Here is a 19,678-nt window from a genome sequence, read left to right as displayed (position 1 = left end):
TTCCGTGAATCAGTTTCCGTTCAGAGACCAATCATAGTCCAGATATTCTATCTTCAAGGAGTCTCCGGCTTTCTCCAATCCTGCTTTAAGTTCGCCTGATGCATGTTTTAGGATGAAGTCCCTTGGGTCATCCTTGAAATCTTCGGAAAACCATTTGAAAATACTGCTTATATATAGTGTGTTATCTTTTAGTCTGTTTTTTGCCGGATCATTGATAAATGCCTTTGCAGACTCATCAAGCTGTTTATCAAGGATTGCGCCATAATACGGCTCAGGTATAAGAGGAGGGCAGTCCTTTGAAGCACAATTTATCGCAAAATGAACTCTTGGGTCTTTGAATTCCGGTCTCAGGATTCCGTGTTCAATATCATCAAGGGTCATTATTTTGCCATTTAACCGGCAAATGCCTTTCTTCCAGGGACTCTGAAAAATTGATCCCATATCTTTTATGGATTTTACGCCCGGATAGCCAGTCAGAATAAGCTTTATTGTCCAGGCATTGTACGCGTTTATATAAAAGGCGAATTTTTCGTTTCTGTCCAGTTTATCAGGGTTTGTATTTTCAAGAGTCTTCAGATATTCGTCAAGCCTTGCCTCGTCATTTTTAAAGTTCTTGTAGCTAACTACCCCGTTTTTGACATGTTTTCCGAGAAGTTCTGCATATATTGAATGATCAACAGATGCTTTCTGATTTGAGGCAATGGCGTTAAGCGCAATAAAAAGAATTAAAAGGGTCAAGGCACCAATTATTTTTCTCATGATTTTCCTTTTGGCGGACTGGACAGAATAGAAAATTATTACACAGGGTAAGGAGTCTTTGAATGAATTGTCTCTTGTTATGTTTATAGAACAGCGGGTATTTCATGAACAGAAAAAAATCATCTTCGTGAATGAATTTTTGGCTACGGGAGCCATATCTGAAAAAGAGCTTGGTTTTCGATCATAATTATTTTATTGTATCAGCAATCAATTCAAAAAACTTTTCTTGCTGTTTCCGGCCTGTTTCCGGGCTTTCCACATAAAATCATAGATTCTGAAACAAGGCCGGTTTTATTCCCAAGCTATTCGGACAATTCCATTTAAATCTCGTAACAGGAGATTGTTATGAAGACCATTTTTTCAACCATGATCGTTTTTCTTTTCTTCTTTGACTCATCATTTGCCGAAACGAAACTTAAAATCGGCACCGATGAATGGCCGCCTTATGAATATGTTACGGGCTTGCCTGGAAATGAATGCATGAGCGGTTTTTCCACGGATGTTATTCTTTTGGTTCTTAAAAAAATGAATGTGATTCCAAATGGCCGAATAGAGCAGTTCCCGTGGGCGAGGGGAGAAAAGATGGTCATTGATGGCTCGCTTGACATGCTTTATACGGCCGCCACCAGCGAAAAAAGGGCAAAAATAGTGCATTACCCCTCGGAACCGATCGTTGAGTCGGCATGGTCCTTGTTTATCAGAAGCGAAGACTCCGGGAAACTCAAGTATGAAAGCCTTGGTGACCTTAAGGGCAAAAGAATAGGCGTGGTCAGGGCCTATGCCTATACCCCTGAATTCAGATCATTTATTGAGGCTGAACAGAATTATGAAGAAGTTGCCGGAGACGATCAGAATGTCAGGAAGTTGATGTACAGGAGAATCGATTATATAGTCATGGACTATGGTAATGGCTTGTATCTCATAGATAAAATGAATCTTACCGGCAAGATCGTACCTCTTAAAAAGCCCATAGCCAAGATATCCCTCTACCCTATATTCAGCAGGAACACCGTCGAGAAGGAGTTTGTGGACAGATTTTCAGATGAGCTAAAAGCCTTCAAGGCGACGCCTGAATATAAAAAAATCTATGACAGATATTTTTCAGTAAGCGGAGATATTCCCGGTCAATAAAACCAGCGTTTGGGGATAGTTATGAAAAGGTTATTCTTTCCTTTGATCATTTTTCTGCTTTTTCCAGATTGGGCAAATGCCGGAACCGAGATTACGGTTGGTACTGATGAATGGCCGCCCTATGAATATGTTGAAGGTGCTGCGGGAAATGATTTTGTGACCGGGTTTTCAACAGAAGTGATTCTTGCTGTCTTTAACAAGATGAATATCCAGGTAAAGGACAGGATCTCCGTGTTCCCTTGGGTCAGGGGAGAAATCATGCTCATGAATGGTGCGCTCGATATGTTGTATTCTGCCGGATCAAATCCTTACAGGTCGCAGCTTGTTCATTATCCCAAGGAATCTCTTATGGAGACATCATGGTCATTTTTTATTCGTAAGGAGGATGAGAGAAGGCTTAAGTACGAGTCCTTTGCTGACCTCAAGGGTAAAAAAATTGGGGTTGTAAGAGGTTATTTTTACTCTCCTGAATTTTTGGAATTTATCCGTACCGAGAAAACCATCGAGGATGTTGCTTACGATGATCAGAATCTTAAAAAGCTCGTCCACGGAAGGCTTGATTATATTGTGATGGATAAAATGAACGGGCTGTATTTGATAAAAAAACTGGGGCTATCCGACAGGGTTGTCGCCATTGAAAAGCCACTCAAGACAGTAAGTATTTATGCTATTTTCAGCAAAGAGACAGTGGAAAAAAGCTTTGTGGACAGCTTTTCGGCTGCACTTGGCGAGTTCAAGACAAGTTTTGAATATAATTTGATATATAAAAAATATTTTTCAGATCCAGGCAGTACAGAGAGTAATCATAGAGTCAAAGCCCCCTGATGTTTTTTTCATCAGGCAATCAATAAACCAACAAACGAGAGGTCGACCCATGAAACGTATTATTTCTTTTGTTATTCTGTCATTTTTCTTGTCTGTAACCGCAAACGCCGAAATTAAAGAACTGACCATAGCAACTGATGACTGGCCTCCTTATGAATTCAAGGTTGGCGACCCAGGAAATGAATACATAAGCGGCTTTTCAACAGAAGTGATCCAGGCTGTTCTTAAAAAAATGAACATAGGTATCAAGGGGAAGATATTGCAATATCCCTGGGCGCGTGCTGAAAAAATGGTCATAGATGGAGAGGCTGACATGATTTTTACCGCAGCCACAAGCGAAAAAAGGGCCCAGATCACCCATTATCCCACTGAATCCCTGATGGAGTCATCGTGGTCTTTTTTCATAAGAAAGGAAGACGAGGCCAAACTCAAATACGATACTTTCGATGATCTTAAAGGCAAAAAAATTGGCGTTGTAAGGGCATATTCCTATACTCCTGAGCTATGGGCATTCATGGAAAAGGAGAAAAATTTTGATGAAGTTGTCAATGATGAACTGAATGTAAAAAAGCTCCTGGCAAAGCGCATAGACTTCATTGCCATGGATTTTGGAAATGGCATGGCTCTTTTAAAAAAGATGGAACTTGCTGATAAGGTGATAGTTTTAAAAAATCCCATCAAGGTAGCTTCGCTTTATGCGATTTTCAGCCAAAAGACCATTGACAAGGATTTTGTGGATAAATTTTCTGCGGAATTAAAGTCACTGAAGGCCACTCCTGAGTACAAGGCTATTTATGACAAATATTTTGGAAAATAGCCCTCTGGCTTGTGCCAGTATTGTTGAAATAACGCAACCTTAGGTAGGATTAGGGGTGCATTATCTATAAATCCCGTAATCCGGCGTCAACCAAGGCTTTATGCTGGGTTACGTGCAAAGGATGCTCTAACCCGATCTACATAAAAAATCTGACTGTTCATCATTGGTTTGTCCCAGAGCTGCCGGATTCTCCTTAAACCGCTAAAAAAGTCAAAGAATCTTGGACGCGCCAGATATCACAAGAACACTGATTAATTTTGATAAAGCAGCAAAAAGTCCGATTCCCGTCATTCCGGCGCAGGCCGAAATCCAGAAGTATTTGATAATAGTGGATGCCGGATCAAGTCCGGCATGACGGTGAGGCCATCATTTTTTATAAATAAAGAAAAAGGAGATTTTCATGAAGTGGTTTCAGGATCTCAAGATAGGAAAAAAACTTGCTGGCGGCTTCATGCTGGTATCTTTGATTGCGATAATCATTGGAATTGTCGGATTTATCGGCTCTGTGAAACTGGAGGATCAGCTCGATGAGGTTGGAGTTGTCAGACTGCCAAGCATATTGGGGCTTGAGATAATAAACGAAGCCCAGACAGCTGTCAAATCAGCTGAGCGCACACTTCTTATTCCCGGAGCTGATAAGGACAGGGTCGAACTACAGTACAAAAACATAAAGGATGCTTTTGACAGGGCAGATAAGGGCTGGAAAATTTATGAGCCTTTGCCCCAGACAAAAGAGGAGGCAGAGCTCTGGAAACAGTTTGTTCCTGCCTGGAATGACTGGAAAAAGCATCTTGACGCATATGTAAATCTTAGCAGGGATTACAGGGAATCAAAGGATCAGGGCGCTTATGACAAAATGATTGCTCTTTGTTTTAAGGACATGACCGTCAGCTTCAGGATTGCCGAAGAACTTCTTGGAAAAATCATTGATATCAACATCAAGGTGGCAGAAGAAGCAAAGCAAAAAGCAGATACATCGGCAAAATCGGTCAAGTTCTGGATAATCATTTCCATTGCAATGGGCCTTTTGTTCGCAGTCCTTGCCGCCTTAATCATAACAAAGGGAATAACAAAACCAATAATGACATGCGTGGCTGCGGCTGAGAGTATCGCGGCTGGTAATACTGACGTTCAGCTTGATGTGACTTCAAAGGACGAAACCGGCTACCTTCAGGTATCAATGTCAAAAATGGTTGAAGCCATAGTGGCTCTTATTTCTGATGTATCTGTACTTTCCAGGGCGGCTGTTGATGGAAAGCTTGCCACAAGGGCCGATGCAACAAAGCATAAAGGCGATTTCAGAAAAATAATTGAAGGTGTTAATGGAACGCTTGATTCTGTAATAGGGCCTCTGAACGTATCTGCTGAATATGTAGACCGTATAAGCAAGGGAGATATCCCGCCAAGAATCACGGATTCGTATAGTGGAGATTTCAACGAGATCAAAAACAACCTCAATCAGTGCATTGATGCCATAAAGGCTTTGATTTCAGATACCAATGAACTTTCCAAGGCAGCAATCGAAGGAAAGCTTTCTAACCGTGCGGATGCTCACAGACATCAGGGTGATTTCAGAAAAATAGTTGAAGGCGTAAACAGCACCCTTGATGCAGTGATAGGGCCGCTCAATGTTGCTGCGGAATACGTCGATCGCATCAGCAAAGGTAATATTCCAGATAAAATAACTGACACTTATAATGGTGATTTTAATTCAATCAAAAACAATCTGAATGTTCTGGTGGATGCGAACAAGGAAATTACAGCGGTTGCAGAAGCCATAGCCGGCGGCAATCTTACTGTTGCGGTGAAGAAAAGATCGGAACAGGATAAGCTGATGCAGGCTCTTGAGACCATGCTCAGCAAATTGACCGAAGTTGTCAATGACGTGCAGCAGTCTGCCGGGGTGGTTGCCACAAGGGCAGATGAGCTAAGCTACAAGTCGGAGCAGATATCCCAGGGCTCGACCGAGCAGGCCGCATCGGCTGAAGAAGTATCTTCATCCATGGAAGAGATGAGTGCAAATATAATGCAGAATGCCGAAAATGCACAACAGACAGAAAGAATTGCCACAAAGGCCGCCGAGGATGCAATACAGGGAGGAACTGCTGTTACTGCCACAGTGGGTGCAATGAGGGAAATTGCTGGCAAGATATCCATAATAGAAGAAATAGCTCGTCAGACCAATATGCTTGCGCTTAATGCGGCGATAGAAGCTGCAAGGGCCGGAGAACACGGCAAGGGTTTTGCCGTTGTTGCTGCTGAGGTCAGAAGGCTTGCAGAAAGAAGCCAGACAGCGGCAGGAGAGATCAACAGGCTGTCAAGTTCCAGCGTCGAGGTTGCGGAAAAGGCCGGAGAATTGCTGGCGAGCATAGTTCCGGCGATTCAAAAGACGGCTGATCTTGTTCAGGAAATTACAGCCGCGAGCAATGAACAGAAAACAGGTACGGATCAGATATCAAAAGCCATTCAGCAGCTTGATCAGGTTATACAGCAGAATGCAGCAGGCGCAGAAGAAATGGCTGCAACCACGGCAGAACTTAAAGGTCAGTCAGCCCAACTTCAGGACGCCGTCGGTTTTTTTAGAACAGAAAATATAAGAAGCCACAGGATGCCGTCCCAGACACGATTTTCCGCGTCTGCCCCAAAACAGTTGAAAGCCCAGGCCCAAAAAATTCTTACCGAGCACAAACCAAAGCAGGGCGGCGCTTTTCTGGATCTGATTGAAAAAGGAAGAAAAGATAATCTGGATTCGGAGTTTGAAGAATATTAATTTTTTGATCTTGCGCCCCAGGTGCCAGTTAGTAAATGGGGGCAGGATAGCAAAGAAAAAAAGCACAGTTTAAAAATCAAAAAGGGTTACAGCAATTTGCTGTAACCCTATGATATCGTGTGGCGGGAACAACGAGACTCGAACTCGCGACCTCCGGCGTGACAGGCCGCAGATCGTCTTTTTATCTACTTTCATTGCTTTATTTTTGTTATTGATTTTATTGACTTTTCAACAACACACATCCTTCTGGTTTTTATTCTTTTTTATCTTTTTTTGCGTTTTAGGTTGGAAATAAGGTTGGAAAAATGTTATTTCCAACCTGTATTTTTGAGGTGAACTATTTCCAGCAACCTGAAAAGGATTCCCGATGTCTGAAAGAGAATCAAAGCCATCCAACGCCAGAAACAAGACAGACTATCCAGGTGTTTTTTATCGCTTCAGAGAAAGAACCGGACATAAGGGCAAAATCGAAAAGGTTTATTATGTTTTGTACAAGAAGAACGGAAAGCTTTTTGAAGAGCCAGTTGGTGGGCAGCATTCAGATGACATGACCGCAGCAAAGGCAAGCAGGATCAGGGCGGAACTTATCGAAGGCAAAAGACACAGCAAAAAGGAAGAACGAGAAGCCGAAAAGGCAAGGAAGGCGGCAGAAGAAAGCAAATGGACTATCCATAAGCTCTGGGAATCGTATATTCTGCATAAGGATGAAAACAAATCTTTAAGGACTGACAAAGGCAGGTATCAAAAATACCTTCCCAGCCTTGTTAAGCTTGAGCCGCATGAAATTACCGCAATCCATGTTGATAAAATAATGAAGGGGATGAAAGACAAATCTCCCCAGACAAAAAAGCATGTCCTCATTCTTCTCAAGCGCATTGTAAACTATGGAGTAAAAAGAAATCTTTGTGAAAGCCTGAAGTTCCACCTTGAAATGCCAAAAGTGAACAACATAAAAACAGAGGATCTGACCCCAGATGAATTGCAAAGGCTTCTTGATGTTCTTAACAGCCATCCAAACATCCAGGTTGCAAATATCATCAAAATGGCCCTCACCACTGGCATGAGAAAGGGAGAGATTCTGAATCTCAAATGGGAGGATGTCGACTTCATCAGGGGATTCATAACCATAAGAGATCCTAAAGGCGGCAAGGATGCAGTCATACCGCTGAATGAGGCAGCCCGTATGATTCTTGAAAACCATCCAAGAATGGCAAACTCCGCTTATATTTTTCCAGGCATTAACGGTCAAAAGCGGGTTGGAATAGAAACAACAGCCAGAAAAATCAAAAAGTTGGCTGAACTGCCAGAAGATTTCAGAATATGTCATGGTTTAAGGCATGTATTTGCATCAATGCTGGCTTCAAGCGGTGAGGTTGAGATGTACACTCTACAAAAACTTCTTACCCACAAAAACCCTATCATGACCCAGCGGTATGCTCATTTGAGGGATGAGACTCTTAAAAATGCTTCCGAGGTGGCTTCAAGGGTTCTTTCAAAGGCAACTTCAGATAAGAAACCAAAGATTGAAAAGCTGGACGATTACAGAAAGGCTTCAGGGGATAAATAAGAAAACCATATATGAATAACACTAATTTACGAACTTATTCATAACACACTGTTTTTTTAAGATTAATTCAATGACAGAACAGCATGATAAATTCTTGTTATACGAATTTATTACTGCTTCAGATCAAGCGACCGCATGATTTATTAGAGCCTTCTAATTTTTCATGCTGTCACTGGCTATGCCTCCCTTCCCTGTTTTCAAAATACATACATGCCGGAAAAAGACGTAATTGCAGGCTATTAAGTAGATACAACAATACTAAGCTTGCAATTATGTAAGATATGAGATCAATATATCAGCCTGATCAGAAGCATGTTCTCATGGCTGACATACTGGATCAGTTGCTTCATCGGCATTATAAAACACAGAAACAAATCTGTTTTCATATCATCAGGAAAAAAATGAACACCGAAGAATTAAAGAAACTCGAGGCGACGCTATGGCAATCGGCAGACACTCTGAGGGCAAACTCGGATCTCAAGTCGTCCGAATATTCAACTCCTGTGCTGGGGCTTATTTTTTTAAAGTTTGCAGACAATAAATACTGCCTTCATGAAGAAGAGATAAACGCTGAATTTGAGAAGCTCAAAGGCACGCGCCGGGAAAAGCCGGTTCATGAGATTGCCATTGAAAAATGCGGTTTTTATCTGCCTCCTGAAGCCCGCTATGAATATCTCCTTAACCTGCCTGAAAAGGAAGACATAGCCAAGGCGATCAAAAAAGCAATGCAGCTTGTCGAAGAATATAAGCCTGAACTCAGGGACACCCTGCCCCAGGATGAATATTTCCGTCTTGTGAGGAAGGATGAATACAGGATCATACCCAAGCAGCTTTTAAAGAATTTTGCCGACATTCCCAAAAACGCCTCAGGCGATATGTTCGGTCAGATTTATGAATATTTCCTCGGCAAGTTTGCAATGGCAGAAGGTCAGGGAGGCGGAGAGTTTTTTACTCCTCGTTCTGTTGTCCGCCTTATGGTCGAAATAATAGAGCCTCACAACGGAACAGTTTTTGACCCTGCCTGCGGTTCTGGTGGAATGTTTGTCCAGTCCGGCCAGTTCATGGAAGCCCGTAAGACTCCGGGTGAAGATTCAAGCCTGTTTGTATATGGAGTTGAAAAGACTCTTGAAACGGTAAAACTCGCCAAGATGAATATTGCGGTTAATGGCCTTAGAGGCGATATCCGCCAGGCAAACAGCTATTATGAAGATGTTCATGGCAGCTTCGGCAGTTTTGACTATGTTCTGGCAAATCCTCCTTTCAATGTCGATGATGTCAATCTTGAAAAGGTGGAGGCGGACAGGCGTTTCAATACTTATGGGGTTCCCCGTAATAAAGGCGACGCGAAAAAGGCAAAGAAGAGCAAGGAAGACGGAAGTAATAAAGGCGTTGCTACTGTCCCCAACGCCAATTACCTCTGGATCAATCTTTTCGCCACATCCCTGAAAGAAAATGGTCGAGCAGCCCTTGTAATGGCTAATTCCGCTTCTGACGCACGACACAGCGAAGCTGACATCCGCAAAAACCTGATAGAAAACAACCTGATATATGGAATGCTGACCCTGCCTTCCAATATGTTTTATACTGTAACGCTTCCGGCCACTCTCTGGTTTTTTGACAAGGCCAAAAAGGACGATAAAATTCTTTTCATAGACGCGCGTAATATCTTTACCCAGATAGACAGGGCGCACAGGGAGTTTTCGGAAGAGCAGGTTCAGGACATTGCCGTTATCAGCCGCCTGCATCGTGGAAACAGACAGGCGTTCACAGATCTTGTTCATGGCTGCTTTGGAAAAGGCTTTGAAAGGCTGAAGGAAAATATGCCTGAGCTTGCCGCTGTTTCTGAAAAGCTTATAGAGCTTATCAAAGAGTTCGAGGAAAAGGATATTCCTGATTTTAAACCCGTGCTTGGTAAGGCGGATATTCTGCTTAAAGCTTATTCGGTTTACTCTGAAGCCACAGATACAAAAAAGGTGGATGAAGCCAACACAAGCCAGCGGGAACTTGCCCTGACCATCTCGCCCTTTTTTGTTTCCCTGCATGAACTTCTTAAAGATGTGGACAGAAAAGTCCGTCACATAGAAAAGGAACAGGGCAAGACCAAAGACCTTAAAAGCCTGAAATCCGATCTTGAGGAACTGCACAGGGAAGTGAAGGCGTCCGAATATTTCTTTTCCCATATATTCTGGCTTCAGGAGCGTTTCCCAGATGCAAGATACGAGGATGTAACTGGCCTGTGCAAGCTCGCGAGCCTTGATGAGGTCAGGGAGCAGGAATATTCGCTTAATCCCGGTCGTTATGTTGGCGTAGTAATAGAGGAGGACGGCAAGACAGAGGAAGAGTTTATTGAAGAAATCCTTGCCATGAATGAAGAGCTTGAAAAGCTGAATGCCGAAGCCCGTGAACTGGAAGCTGTGATTAGTCACAATATCAGGCAGATTGCGGGGGAAGAATGAATTTTGATTTACTAACAATTGAAGATTTAGGCATTCTTGAGCGTGGACGTTCTCGGCATAGGCCCAGAGACGATAAATCTTTGTATGGTGGTATTTATCCTTTTATTCAAACTGGGGATGTCAAACATGCCCCTTTTTATATTTCTTCATACTCGCAGACTTACAATGAAAAAGGTCTTGCTCAAAGTAAATTATGGGGAAAAGGAACTCTCTGTATCACAATTGCTGCAAATATTGCTGATACGGCTTTTTTAGGATTTAATGCTTGTTTTCCTGATAGTATTCTCGGTTTTACTCCATATAAGACTAAATCAGATGCAAAATTTATTAAATACTGTTTTGATGTCTACAAAACAACACTGGAAGCTATTTCAAAAGGAACGACACAAGACAATCTGAGTCTGGAAAAAATAAAAAAAGTTAGATTTAAAATCCCAGCCCTCCATATCCAACGTAAAATTGCCGCCGTCCTTTCAGCCTACGACGACCTGATTGAAAACAACAACCGCCGGATTGCCATTCTGGAAAAAATGGCAGAAGAGCTTTATCGTGAATGGTTTGTCCGCCTCCGTTTTCCCGGACATGAAAAAGTAAAGATTGTCAAGGGTGTGCCGGAAGGCTGGGAGGTAAAAAAATTAAAAGATATCTTAGAACTTGCTTATGGCAAGGCATTAAAAGATGAACATCGGATGGTTGGTAATGCTCCTGTCTACGGTTCAAGCGGTATTGTTGGATATCATAATAAAGCTTTGGTAAAAGGCCCTGGAATTGTGGTGGGGAGAAAAGGCAATGTGGGGAGTGTTATTTGGGTAAATTTAGATTTTTATCCTATTGATACAACATATTATGTAAAATCAGAATATCCTTTAGAATATCTTTATTACCTTATTCAGAGTATGAATTTTATAAATAATGACGCCGCCGTTCCAGGATTAAACAGGGAACAAGCATATGCGAATAAATTTTATTTCCCTGATTCATCATTGATAGATAATTTTGTTAGATCTATAAAGCCACTCTTTCGACAAAAAGACATTTTTAAACAAAAGAATGAATCATTGTCCATCACCCGCGACCGCCTCCTCGCCCGTTTGATGTCCGGCAAGATAGATCTGGAAAAGCTGGACATACACTTTCCACAATCAATGCTTGAAGAAACGGCTGGCGAGCCTGGCGAAACGCCTGATACCATACCGTCCCAAAACAAAAACGCTGACACAAGGAGATAAAGAAAATGTCCGGGCTTTTTTCATCCTCTGAATACAGCACATGGTTTAAAGAGCTTAAAGACAATATCTCCCAGGCCAGACACAGGGCGGCCCTTGCCCTCAACTCCGGGCTTGTTGAAATGTACTGGCTTCTTGGTTCAAGAATTATCCAGAAAGAGCGGGAATCATCATGGGGGTCTGCTTTTGTGGAAAGACTGTCCCGCGATCTTTCTTTCGAGTTCCCGGACATGAAGGGCTTTTCCCGCAGAAACCTGTATGCCATCAGGCAATGGTATCTGTTTTATTCCCCGCTTTCTCCAAATGTGCCACAGGCCGTGGCACAAATCCCCTGGGGACATAACCGTCTGATTATAAGCAAGATCAAGGATTATGAAGAGGCTCTCTGGTACGCAAGGTCTGTTGTTGAACACGGCTGGAGCAGAGATGTTCTTGAGCTTAAAATTGATAAAAACGAATATCAAAGGATTGGAAAATCCCTCACCAATTTTACGTCCACACTCCCTGCCTCACATTCAGAGCTTGCACAGGAAACATTGAAAGACCCATATAATTTCGATTTTCTTGGCCTTGAGGATGAAGCCCAGGAAAGGGCCATAGAGAATGCTCTTACAGCAAGAATAACAGATTTTCTTCTGGAGCTTGGCAAGGGCTTTGCCTTTGTCGGACGGCAGGTAAAGCTCGCAGTCAGCGATAACGAGTATTTTCTGGACATGCTGTTCTATCATCTTGATCTGCGGTGTTTTGTGGTCATCGAATTAAAGGCCGGAAAGTTCAAGCCTGAATATGCTGGCAAACTGAATTTTTACCTTTCAGCCGTCGATTCCCAGATGAAGCGCCCAGGAGATAATCCGTCAATCGGCATCCTTCTTTGCAGAAAAAAAGACAGCATTGAAGTCGAATATGCTCTTCGTGACATAAACAAGCCCATAGGCGTTAGTGATTACATACTTACCCAGGCTGTCCCGGCAGATATGGCTCCCAGATTGCCAACGGTTGAAGAACTGGAAGATGAACTTGTAAGGAGAATATCCAGAGACATTCAGGAGGAAGATAAGGATGCCTAACTTTATCTCTGAAGACCAGATCGAAAAAGCCGCTGTTTCGCTTTTGAAGGACTCTTTGGGCTACAGAACCATCAACTGCTACACGGCTGATGTTGAAAACCTTTCGGACAGATCAAACCGTGAAAAAAAGCAGGATGTGGTATTTAAGGATATCCTTAAAAAATACGCTGTAAAACTGAATCCGGCAATTCCTGAACCTGTAATTGATCAGGCCATTGAAAACCTCACAGCCCGGCGTTTCTCCATGTCTCCTATTTTTGCAAACAAGGAGGTTTACGGTCTTGTAAGAAATGGCATTCCTGTTCAGTTTGAAAACAGCAAGGGAAGAACCGAATATGCCCGTGTAAGAGTCATTGATTTTACCGATCCCCAGAAAAACGATTTTCTTGCTGTCACCCAGTTATGGATTAAGGGCGAGAGATACCCTCGAAGGCCGGATATTCTCATATACATCAATGGTCTGCCTCTTGTGTTCATCGAGCTTAAAAACTCCAACGTAAAGGTTCAGAACGCCTTTGATGACAACCTCACAAATTACAAACATGATATTCCGCTTCTTTTCAACTACAACGCCTTTTGCGTGCTTTCAAACGCCATAGAAACAAGGGTTGGAAGCTTTACAGCCGGATACGAGCATTTTTTCAGCTGGTTAAGGGCAGATGATGAAACCGAAAAGGTAAACAGAAAAGCCATAGAAAAAGAAGGAACAAGCCTTGAGCGAGTGCTTAACGGTATTTTTCCAAAAGAGCGCCTTCTTGATTATATTGAAAATTTCATCCTTTTTTATAAAGACAGCACCAAGATAGTTGCCCAGAATCATCAATATATAGGCGTGAACAAGGCCATTGAGTCTTTCAACCTTAGGGAAGAGAAAAAAGGGAAGCTCGGCGTTTTCTGGCATACACAGGGGTCAGGAAAAAGCTTTTCCATGATCTTTCTGGCGAGAAAGATATTCCACAGATTTACAGGTAACTATACCTTTGTGATCATCACTGACCGGGACGATCTGGACGGTCAGATTTACAGAAACTTTCTTGATACATCCACTGTCTCCAAAAGCGAGGCTGCACGCCCTAAGAATTCATCTGAAATGCGGGATTTTCTCGGACGGAATATGCGTCTTGTATTTACGCTTATCCAGAAGTTCCGCTTTGACAAGGGCAAAGAATATCCGGTTTTATCAGAACGAAACGACATCATTGTAATTGTGGATGAGGCACACAGAACCCAGTACGCCTCCCTTGCCGAAAACATGAGAAAGGGCCTGCCCAATGCCCAGTATTTCGCTTTCACAGGTACGCCAATACTTGGCAGGAGCAGCCAGTCATATAAGGGTAAAACCTTTGACTGGTTCGGCGGTTATGTCAGCCAGTATAATTTTGCCCAGTCCATTGATGACGGGGCGACTGTCCCGCTTTTCTATCAGAAACGCGTTCCTGAGGTTCTTATTCAGAATGAAAACCTGAGTGAAGAGTTCTATCAGATACTTGAAGATGAAAATCTTGATTTAGAAGACAAGGAAAAGCTTGAAAAGGAGTTCTCAACCGAGCTTGAGGTAATCAAAAGGGATGACCGCCTTGAAACCATAGCAAAGGATATTGTCGCCCATTTTTCGGGTCGTGGCTATCTGGGCAAGGGGATGGTCATATCAGTAGACAAATTTACATCCGTCAAGATGTACGACAAGGTTAAGGCCCAATGGAAGGAAGAAATAAAGAAGCTGGTTGGTCAGGTCAGCAGGGCTTCTGGGGAATTGCTAAAACAAAGATTGCAGAAAAAGCTTGATTATATGCGCTCAGTTGAAATGGCGGTTGTAATCAGCGAAGATGCAGGTGAAGAGGAACGGTTTACGCGCCAGGGCCTTGATATCAAGCCTCACAGGGAAAAGATCAACGAAATAGACGCCAACGGCCATGACATAGAATACCGCTTTAAAGACCCTTCAGACAAACTTCAACTTGTATTTGTGTGCGCCATGTGGCTAACAGGCTTTGACGCTCCGACGGTTTCGACGCTGTATCTTGACAAGCCAATGAAAGATCATACGCTCATGCAGACCATAGCCCGCGCCAACCGTGTCACATCATACACGATAAACGGCATTCAGAAAAACTGCGGTGAGGTTGTGGACTACTACAATGTGTTCAGGAACATGAAAAAGGCTCTGTCTGATTATGCTCTTGGAGATGACAGGGAAAAAGAAACTCCTGTACAGGACAAATCAAGCCTGTTTGCCCTTCTTGATGATTCAATAACGCAGGGAACGGATTTCTGCGCTTCTCTTGATATGGATCTTAATCAGGCTATTGAATCAGGTACAACCTTTAAAAAGCTTCATCTCTTCAAGTCTTTCGCCAACAAGCTTTTGGAAAAGGATAATTACTGGAAAGAGTTCAAGGTGTACGAAAACACAATCTCTTCCCTTTATGAAGCCTGTAAGCCTGAGATACTCGAAGGACGCTTCAGGCCAACGGTTGCTGTTTTTCAGTACCTCCGGGGTGTTGTAGAGGGAATCATTGGCAGTACAGACATTGACGAGGTTAAACAAAAAATAGGCGAACTCCTTGATCAGAGCATTATAACGGCAAATGATGCCCTTTTTGCCTCAGAGCCAAAGCCTGAGTTTCAGATTATTAAGAAGGGAAGAGTTCTTGATCTGAGTAAAATTGATTTTGACAAGCTGAAAGAAGAATTCAAGGAGAAGGAGTTCAAAAATATCGAGATTGCAAGTCTCCGTGATTTCATCGAAAAAAAGCTTGTAGAAATGATGAAAGACAACATCACCCGCGTCAATTTTGCTGAAAAATTGCAGGAGATCATCAACAAATATAATTCAGGCGGCACAACAACTGAAGACTATTTTGCAGAGCTTGTTAAATATACGGAAGACATGAAAGCCGAAGATGAACGTCATATAAGGGAAGGCCTGACCGTTGACGAGCTTGAAATATTCGATATTCTGACAAAAGATAAAATGACCAAGGCTGAAGAGATAATCGTCAAGAATGCGGCAAAGCATATTCTGAAAAGACTGATTGAGGAGCAGCCGAAAGTATTGGTTCAAGACTGGTTCAGGGACTCCCAGAGTCAGGTTAAGGTAAAACATGCCATTGAAGAGGTTCTTGATCAGGATTTACCTGAATCTTACGACAAGGAAATATTTAAGGAAAAAAGCCAGAAGCTTTATGATCTTGTCTATGAGTATTCTTCAAGAGGCTTTAAATGGGCGGCATGATACAGCCTAAATGCAGATCTAATATCCATTCATAACTAAAACAGATGATCTATGTCCGAGCTTTTCTGGTATCCGGGTGCTTTCAAACTATTTTTTTTCCGCGATGTTAGATTGGTGCTTGGCTTGAAAACATGAAAAGAAACAAAGCACCGGGCGCGATGAGATTATCTAATTCAAGATATTTGCCTCATATCTTCTGGGTTATATCCGCTTTTTAATAAAGCATAACTCAAATGTGAGCATAAAAACTGTTACAAGTCAAAAAAGTCAAAAATAATAGATAGAAAGCACTCATAAGCTTGACGAAATCATAAAAATAAACTTATATATTAAATGTATTTTGTGCTTTGAAAATTAGGATACAACTACATGATGTAAATAGCAGACACAAGGCAAAAGGAAATATAATTTGCCGCGATAACTATCAATAACTCTCAAACAGACAGGTTTTAATGATCACTAAAAGGTTGTATCTGGACAGTCCACCTGAAGGACAGGTCAAAAACTATTCTAATTCTTACATAAGCCTCAAATCTGCCCAAGCACACCACTTGAAAGCCCCAGAGCTTTTACAGATAATATCATTTTTATATTTAGAGACAAACTCATCACGCATAACATTTTCAAAGTCAGAATTCCTTCGGCTTCAGAATAATAGTTTTGCATCAAATGCTTATTATTATTTTTAATTAATGATTTAAAATCAATTATTTACTTTATTATTTTTACACTTGATTCTTCCATAAAGAATGTTATTTTGCAAAACAGATAAAAGAGAAAAATGATTAATAGCAGCCCATAACATCAATTAAAAAATATGAAAGGAGGAAGATGAATTAAACATAGAATAGAAACATGATGAACAGAACGAGCATCAGCTATTCTAAACAGGATAGCTTAAAAACACATTTAAAATGAGGAGAGAATTTGAATAATTTTTCTAATGATTTTAGCAACAGATCAACGAACCAGGCAGTTTTTATTAACGAGAAAGAAGCTGCACAGCGTTATAGCATAAGCATAGCAAAACTCCAGCAAGACAGATTCCACAGAAAAGGCTTTCCTTACGCAAAACACGGCAACAGGGTCTTATACAACGTAACAGTCTGCGATGAATATCTAATGGAAAAGATGATTTATGTTGAAGGGAACAATTCTTAAGAAAATGCCCTGATGTCTGGTCACATCAGGGCGTAGCGTAGAAGAATTAAACCTTAGACAATTGTAATTCAACCTAACAGGGGAACATGGGGCCTCTGAATGATCCCTTATTCCCTTAAGGAGTATATGACATATTTTAACAAAAAAAACAACGGAGTTGAAAATACCTCCTCGAAAGCTCTATTTAATGCCTCCTCTTCGCACGAAAAAATTCTTGATGCAATATACTCCAGAATCGGAAGCGCACCTGAATCAATATCATTTGATAGACTTCAAAGATTCAAAACCAGTGAAGATGTTAATGGTGAAAAATCTGGCTGGTATCTGGCTTTTTCCAATGACGAAATTCTTGCAGTGGTTCTTTTCGGCGACTGGAGAAAGTCGCCATTCAATAAATGGCACAGCAAGCAGAAAGACTGGGGACGCATTGACTCTGATGAAAGGGAACGAATCAATAAATATATAGAATCCTGCAAAGAAAAGTATGAGGCTGAACTGAAGGTTCAAAAAGACCGCGCAGCTGAAAAAGCCAGAAAAATATTTGATTCGGCGCAGCCCGTTTATGACTATGATGATTCTTATCTGGCTGAAAAAAACGTGCCTTCATTCGGATTAAGAAGAGCCAGCAATAAAACGCTCATAGTCCCTATCACTAATATCAGCGGTGAAATTCGCTCTCTCCTCTTTATTAAAAAAATCGATTCAATTGATTCATTGAATAAAGCTCGCTTCATCAAAAAATTTCTCTTTCAGGGAGAAAAGGGCGGTTGCTTCTTCAGACTGCCAGGAGATGAAAACGGGCCTGCTTGCATTGGTGAAGGTTACGCAACCTGCGCCAGTATATTTATGGCAACAGGGTATGAGGTTTTTTGCGCTTTGGACTGCCATAACTTGAAGGCTGTTGCCATGCTTGTCAGCAAAATTACCAAAAGGAAAATTATAATTTGTGCTGATAATGACATAGCAAGACAGGAGGGAAATATCGGAGTCCAGAAAGCAATGGAAGCCGCCAGGGATTCAAGATCATTAGTGGCAGTGCCAAAACTCGATGACAATCATTCCAATTCCATAGATTTTAATGACCTGTATCAATTAAGAGGGCCTGAAGAAGTTAAGAAGCAGATCAATTCCGCAAAAACCCCTGACAGCATTAGTATTGATACTCTTAATGATGGCGCTGAAGAAGAAATACATTTTCTGCCTTCACAGCTTCCTGAAATGGGTGCAGATGCGTTTTATGGTATTGCAGGTGATGCGGTGAGGCTTGCGTGCAGATCAAGTGAAGCTGACCCTGCGGCAGTGCTTTCAACCTTCCTTGTAAGATTTGGGGTGGAAGCTGGACGTCATACATATTATGCGGTTGGAGACTCTGAACACTATACCAATGAATATGTCGCAATAATCGGAACATCTTCTAAAGCAAGAAAAGGAACAAGTGCAAAACCCATAGACAAATTTTTTGATTTTGAAGGAGCTGCACAAACTTCGCCCGGCCCATTAAGTTCAGGTGAGGGCATCGTTCAAGCGGTCAGAGATGAAGTCAAGGAATGGAATTCGGACAAAGATACCTATAAAACAGTTGATCCAGGAGTTTCAGACAAAAGACTTTACGTGAATGACTCAGAACTTGGGGCGGCTCTTAAATCCATGAAGCGAGAAGGGAATACACTTTCTGCCAATCTTAGGTATTTATTTGATTCAGGGAGTTCTGATCCTCTTACAAAAACAACTAAAATCCGCACAACCAATGCCCATGTTGGGATTGTAGCCCATTGCACTGAGATAGAGATGAAAGCCCATCTTCCGAATCTTGAAGCTCACACAGGCTTTGCAAATCGTTTTCTGTGGATATCTGCAAGCCGAAAAAAGATCATACCGTTTCCAGAGCCAATGCCAGAGCATGAGGTTATGGGAATACAATGCAAAATAAATGAAGCTATCAAATATTCAAAAAAAGTTGGCAGGCTGAATTTTGATGATGAAGCCAGGATGATGTGGGCTAAAATATACCCTGAAATTTCGGCTGAAATACCCGGATCAATAGGGTCAATTCTTGGAAGGGCAGAAGCACATATGATCAGACTTTCTCTAATATATGCGATTCTTGATTCGTCTGAAAGCATAAAAAAAGTTCATCTACAAGCTGCTCAGTCATTCTGGAGGTATAGCGAGGCGTCTGCTCGGCATATTTTTAAGGAAACCCAACTCAGCGGTCTTGCTGCAAAAATTTATAAAATAATTGAGAAAGGACAGGTAACATCAACCGAATTGATAAAGAATCTTGGAAATAATTATTCTAAGAGCAAGCTTGAAGAGGCCCTTAAAGAGCTTGAACACATAATCGTTTCAGAGAAAATCAAAGGTAAAAGCAAAAAACCAACAACTATATTTCGGATTAAAGCTCTTTCTGATGCAAAACCTTATGAGTTTATAAATTCGTATGGGTCAGGCAATAAAGCCAGTATACCTCAAGGTCAAAATATTGTTTTAAAATCAGATGATTATATCGAAAAACAATTAAATTCGTTAAATTCGTTCGAGTTTAGTTTATCAGACGCACCTGAACGAATTCCTGCATAACAATTAAATATGGTGACAACGTCGGGCTATTTATACGCCCGACATAATCATCATGGTTGACCAAAGTTGACTGAATTTTTTCTA

The 19,678-nt window shown here is 41.7% G+C and carries 12 protein-coding genes; 11 read left to right on the top strand and 1 reads right to left on the bottom strand.

The features are described 5' to 3' along the window. Positions 1–9: 9 nt before the first annotated feature. Complete coding sequence (locus tag K245_RS0101205; protein ID WP_027357844.1) at positions 10–759, bottom strand: DUF547 domain-containing protein; 750 nt, start codon at positions 757–759, stop codon at positions 10–12. A 345-nt stretch (positions 760–1,104) separates the two neighbouring features. On the opposite strand from K245_RS0101205, the gene K245_RS0101195 reads away from it, so the two are divergent. The 11 genes from K245_RS0101195 (at position 1,105) to K245_RS26135 (ending at position 19,594) form a co-directional block, all read left to right on the top strand. Further along, the gene (locus K245_RS0101195) at positions 1,105–1,890 is read left to right on the top strand and encodes a substrate-binding periplasmic protein (RefSeq protein WP_027357843.1); all 786 of its coding nucleotides are present in this window, start codon (positions 1,105–1,107) and stop codon (positions 1,888–1,890) included. Between the two features lie 21 nt (positions 1,891–1,911). Beyond that, the gene (locus tag K245_RS0101190; RefSeq protein ID WP_027357842.1) at positions 1,912–2,715 is read left to right on the top strand and encodes a substrate-binding periplasmic protein; all 804 of its coding nucleotides are present in this window, start codon (positions 1,912–1,914) and stop codon (positions 2,713–2,715) included. A 49-nt stretch (positions 2,716–2,764) separates the two neighbouring features. Further along, positions 2,765–3,532, top strand: a complete 768-nt coding sequence (locus tag K245_RS0101185) for a substrate-binding periplasmic protein (RefSeq protein ID WP_027357841.1) — start codon at positions 2,765–2,767, stop codon at positions 3,530–3,532. Positions 3,533–3,932: 400 nt separating this feature from the next. Further along, positions 3,933–6,302, top strand: coding sequence for a methyl-accepting chemotaxis protein (locus tag K245_RS0101175; protein ID WP_027357840.1), 2,370 nt, complete (start codon positions 3,933–3,935; stop codon positions 6,300–6,302). A 367-nt stretch (positions 6,303–6,669) separates the two neighbouring features. Beyond that, positions 6,670–7,869 carry a tyrosine-type recombinase/integrase gene (locus K245_RS0101170; protein WP_027357839.1) on the top strand — a complete coding sequence of 400 codons (1,200 nt, stop codon included), beginning with the start codon at positions 6,670–6,672 and terminating at the stop codon, positions 7,867–7,869. A 401-nt stretch (positions 7,870–8,270) separates the two neighbouring features. Further along, on the top strand, positions 8,271–10,325 hold the full coding sequence (locus K245_RS0101165; protein ID WP_027357838.1) for a type I restriction-modification system subunit M: 2,055 nt from the start codon (positions 8,271–8,273) through the stop codon (positions 10,323–10,325). Then, the gene (locus tag K245_RS27120) at positions 10,322–11,554 is read left to right on the top strand and encodes a restriction endonuclease subunit S (protein WP_084156084.1); all 1,233 of its coding nucleotides are present in this window, start codon (positions 10,322–10,324) and stop codon (positions 11,552–11,554) included. Before K245_RS0101165 ends, K245_RS27120 begins: the two co-directional genes overlap by 4 nt. Before the next feature lie 5 nt (positions 11,555–11,559). Continuing rightward, positions 11,560–12,618 (top strand): PDDEXK nuclease domain-containing protein, encoded by a 1,059-nt coding sequence (locus K245_RS0101155; protein ID WP_027357837.1) that lies wholly within the window; start codon positions 11,560–11,562, stop codon positions 12,616–12,618. After that, positions 12,611–15,853 (top strand): type I restriction endonuclease subunit R, encoded by a 3,243-nt coding sequence (locus K245_RS0101150; RefSeq protein ID WP_027357836.1) that lies wholly within the window; start codon positions 12,611–12,613, stop codon positions 15,851–15,853. The genes K245_RS0101155 and K245_RS0101150 overlap by 8 nt, the downstream gene beginning before the upstream one ends. A gap of 927 nt (positions 15,854–16,780) precedes the next feature. Then, positions 16,781–17,014, top strand: coding sequence for a hypothetical protein (locus tag K245_RS0101145; RefSeq protein ID WP_027357835.1), 234 nt, complete (start codon positions 16,781–16,783; stop codon positions 17,012–17,014). Between the two features lie 126 nt (positions 17,015–17,140). Further along, positions 17,141–19,594, top strand: a complete 2,454-nt coding sequence (locus K245_RS26135) for a toprim domain-containing protein (RefSeq protein WP_198013794.1) — start codon at positions 17,141–17,143, stop codon at positions 19,592–19,594. Positions 19,595–19,678 lie beyond the last annotated feature (84 nt).

Origin of the sequence: Desulforegula conservatrix Mb1Pa, from assembly GCF_000426225.1 — a bacterium.
GTDB lineage: Bacteria > Desulfobacterota > Desulfobacteria > Desulfobacterales > Desulforegulaceae > Desulforegula > Desulforegula conservatrix.
Note: the sequence above shows the minus strand (reverse complement) of the source record. Positions and strands in the feature narration are given on the sequence as shown.

Excerpts from the sequence above, each read along its gene's own strand:
- K245_RS0101165 (WP_027357838.1), top strand. The coding sequence starts at position 8,271 with ATGAACACCGAAGAATTAAAGAAACTCGAGGCGACGCTATGGCAATCG.
- K245_RS0101185 (WP_027357841.1), top strand. The coding sequence starts at position 2,765 with ATGAAACGTATTATTTCTTTTGTTATTCTGTCATTTTTCTTGTCTGTA.
- K245_RS0101205 (WP_027357844.1), bottom strand. The coding sequence starts at position 759 with ATGAGAAAAATAATTGGTGCCTTGACCCTTTTAATTCTTTTTATTGCG.
- K245_RS26135 (WP_198013794.1), top strand. The coding sequence starts at position 17,141 with ATGACATATTTTAACAAAAAAAACAACGGAGTTGAAAATACCTCCTCG.
- K245_RS0101175 (WP_027357840.1), top strand. The coding sequence starts at position 3,933 with ATGAAGTGGTTTCAGGATCTCAAGATAGGAAAAAAACTTGCTGGCGGC.
- K245_RS0101195 (WP_027357843.1), top strand. The coding sequence starts at position 1,105 with ATGAAGACCATTTTTTCAACCATGATCGTTTTTCTTTTCTTCTTTGAC.
- K245_RS27120 (WP_084156084.1), top strand. The coding sequence starts at position 10,322 with ATGAATTTTGATTTACTAACAATTGAAGATTTAGGCATTCTTGAGCGT.
- K245_RS0101150 (WP_027357836.1), top strand. The coding sequence starts at position 12,611 with ATGCCTAACTTTATCTCTGAAGACCAGATCGAAAAAGCCGCTGTTTCG.
- K245_RS0101190 (WP_027357842.1), top strand. The coding sequence starts at position 1,912 with ATGAAAAGGTTATTCTTTCCTTTGATCATTTTTCTGCTTTTTCCAGAT.
- K245_RS0101170 (WP_027357839.1), top strand. The coding sequence starts at position 6,670 with ATGTCTGAAAGAGAATCAAAGCCATCCAACGCCAGAAACAAGACAGAC.
- K245_RS0101155 (WP_027357837.1), top strand. The coding sequence starts at position 11,560 with ATGTCCGGGCTTTTTTCATCCTCTGAATACAGCACATGGTTTAAAGAG.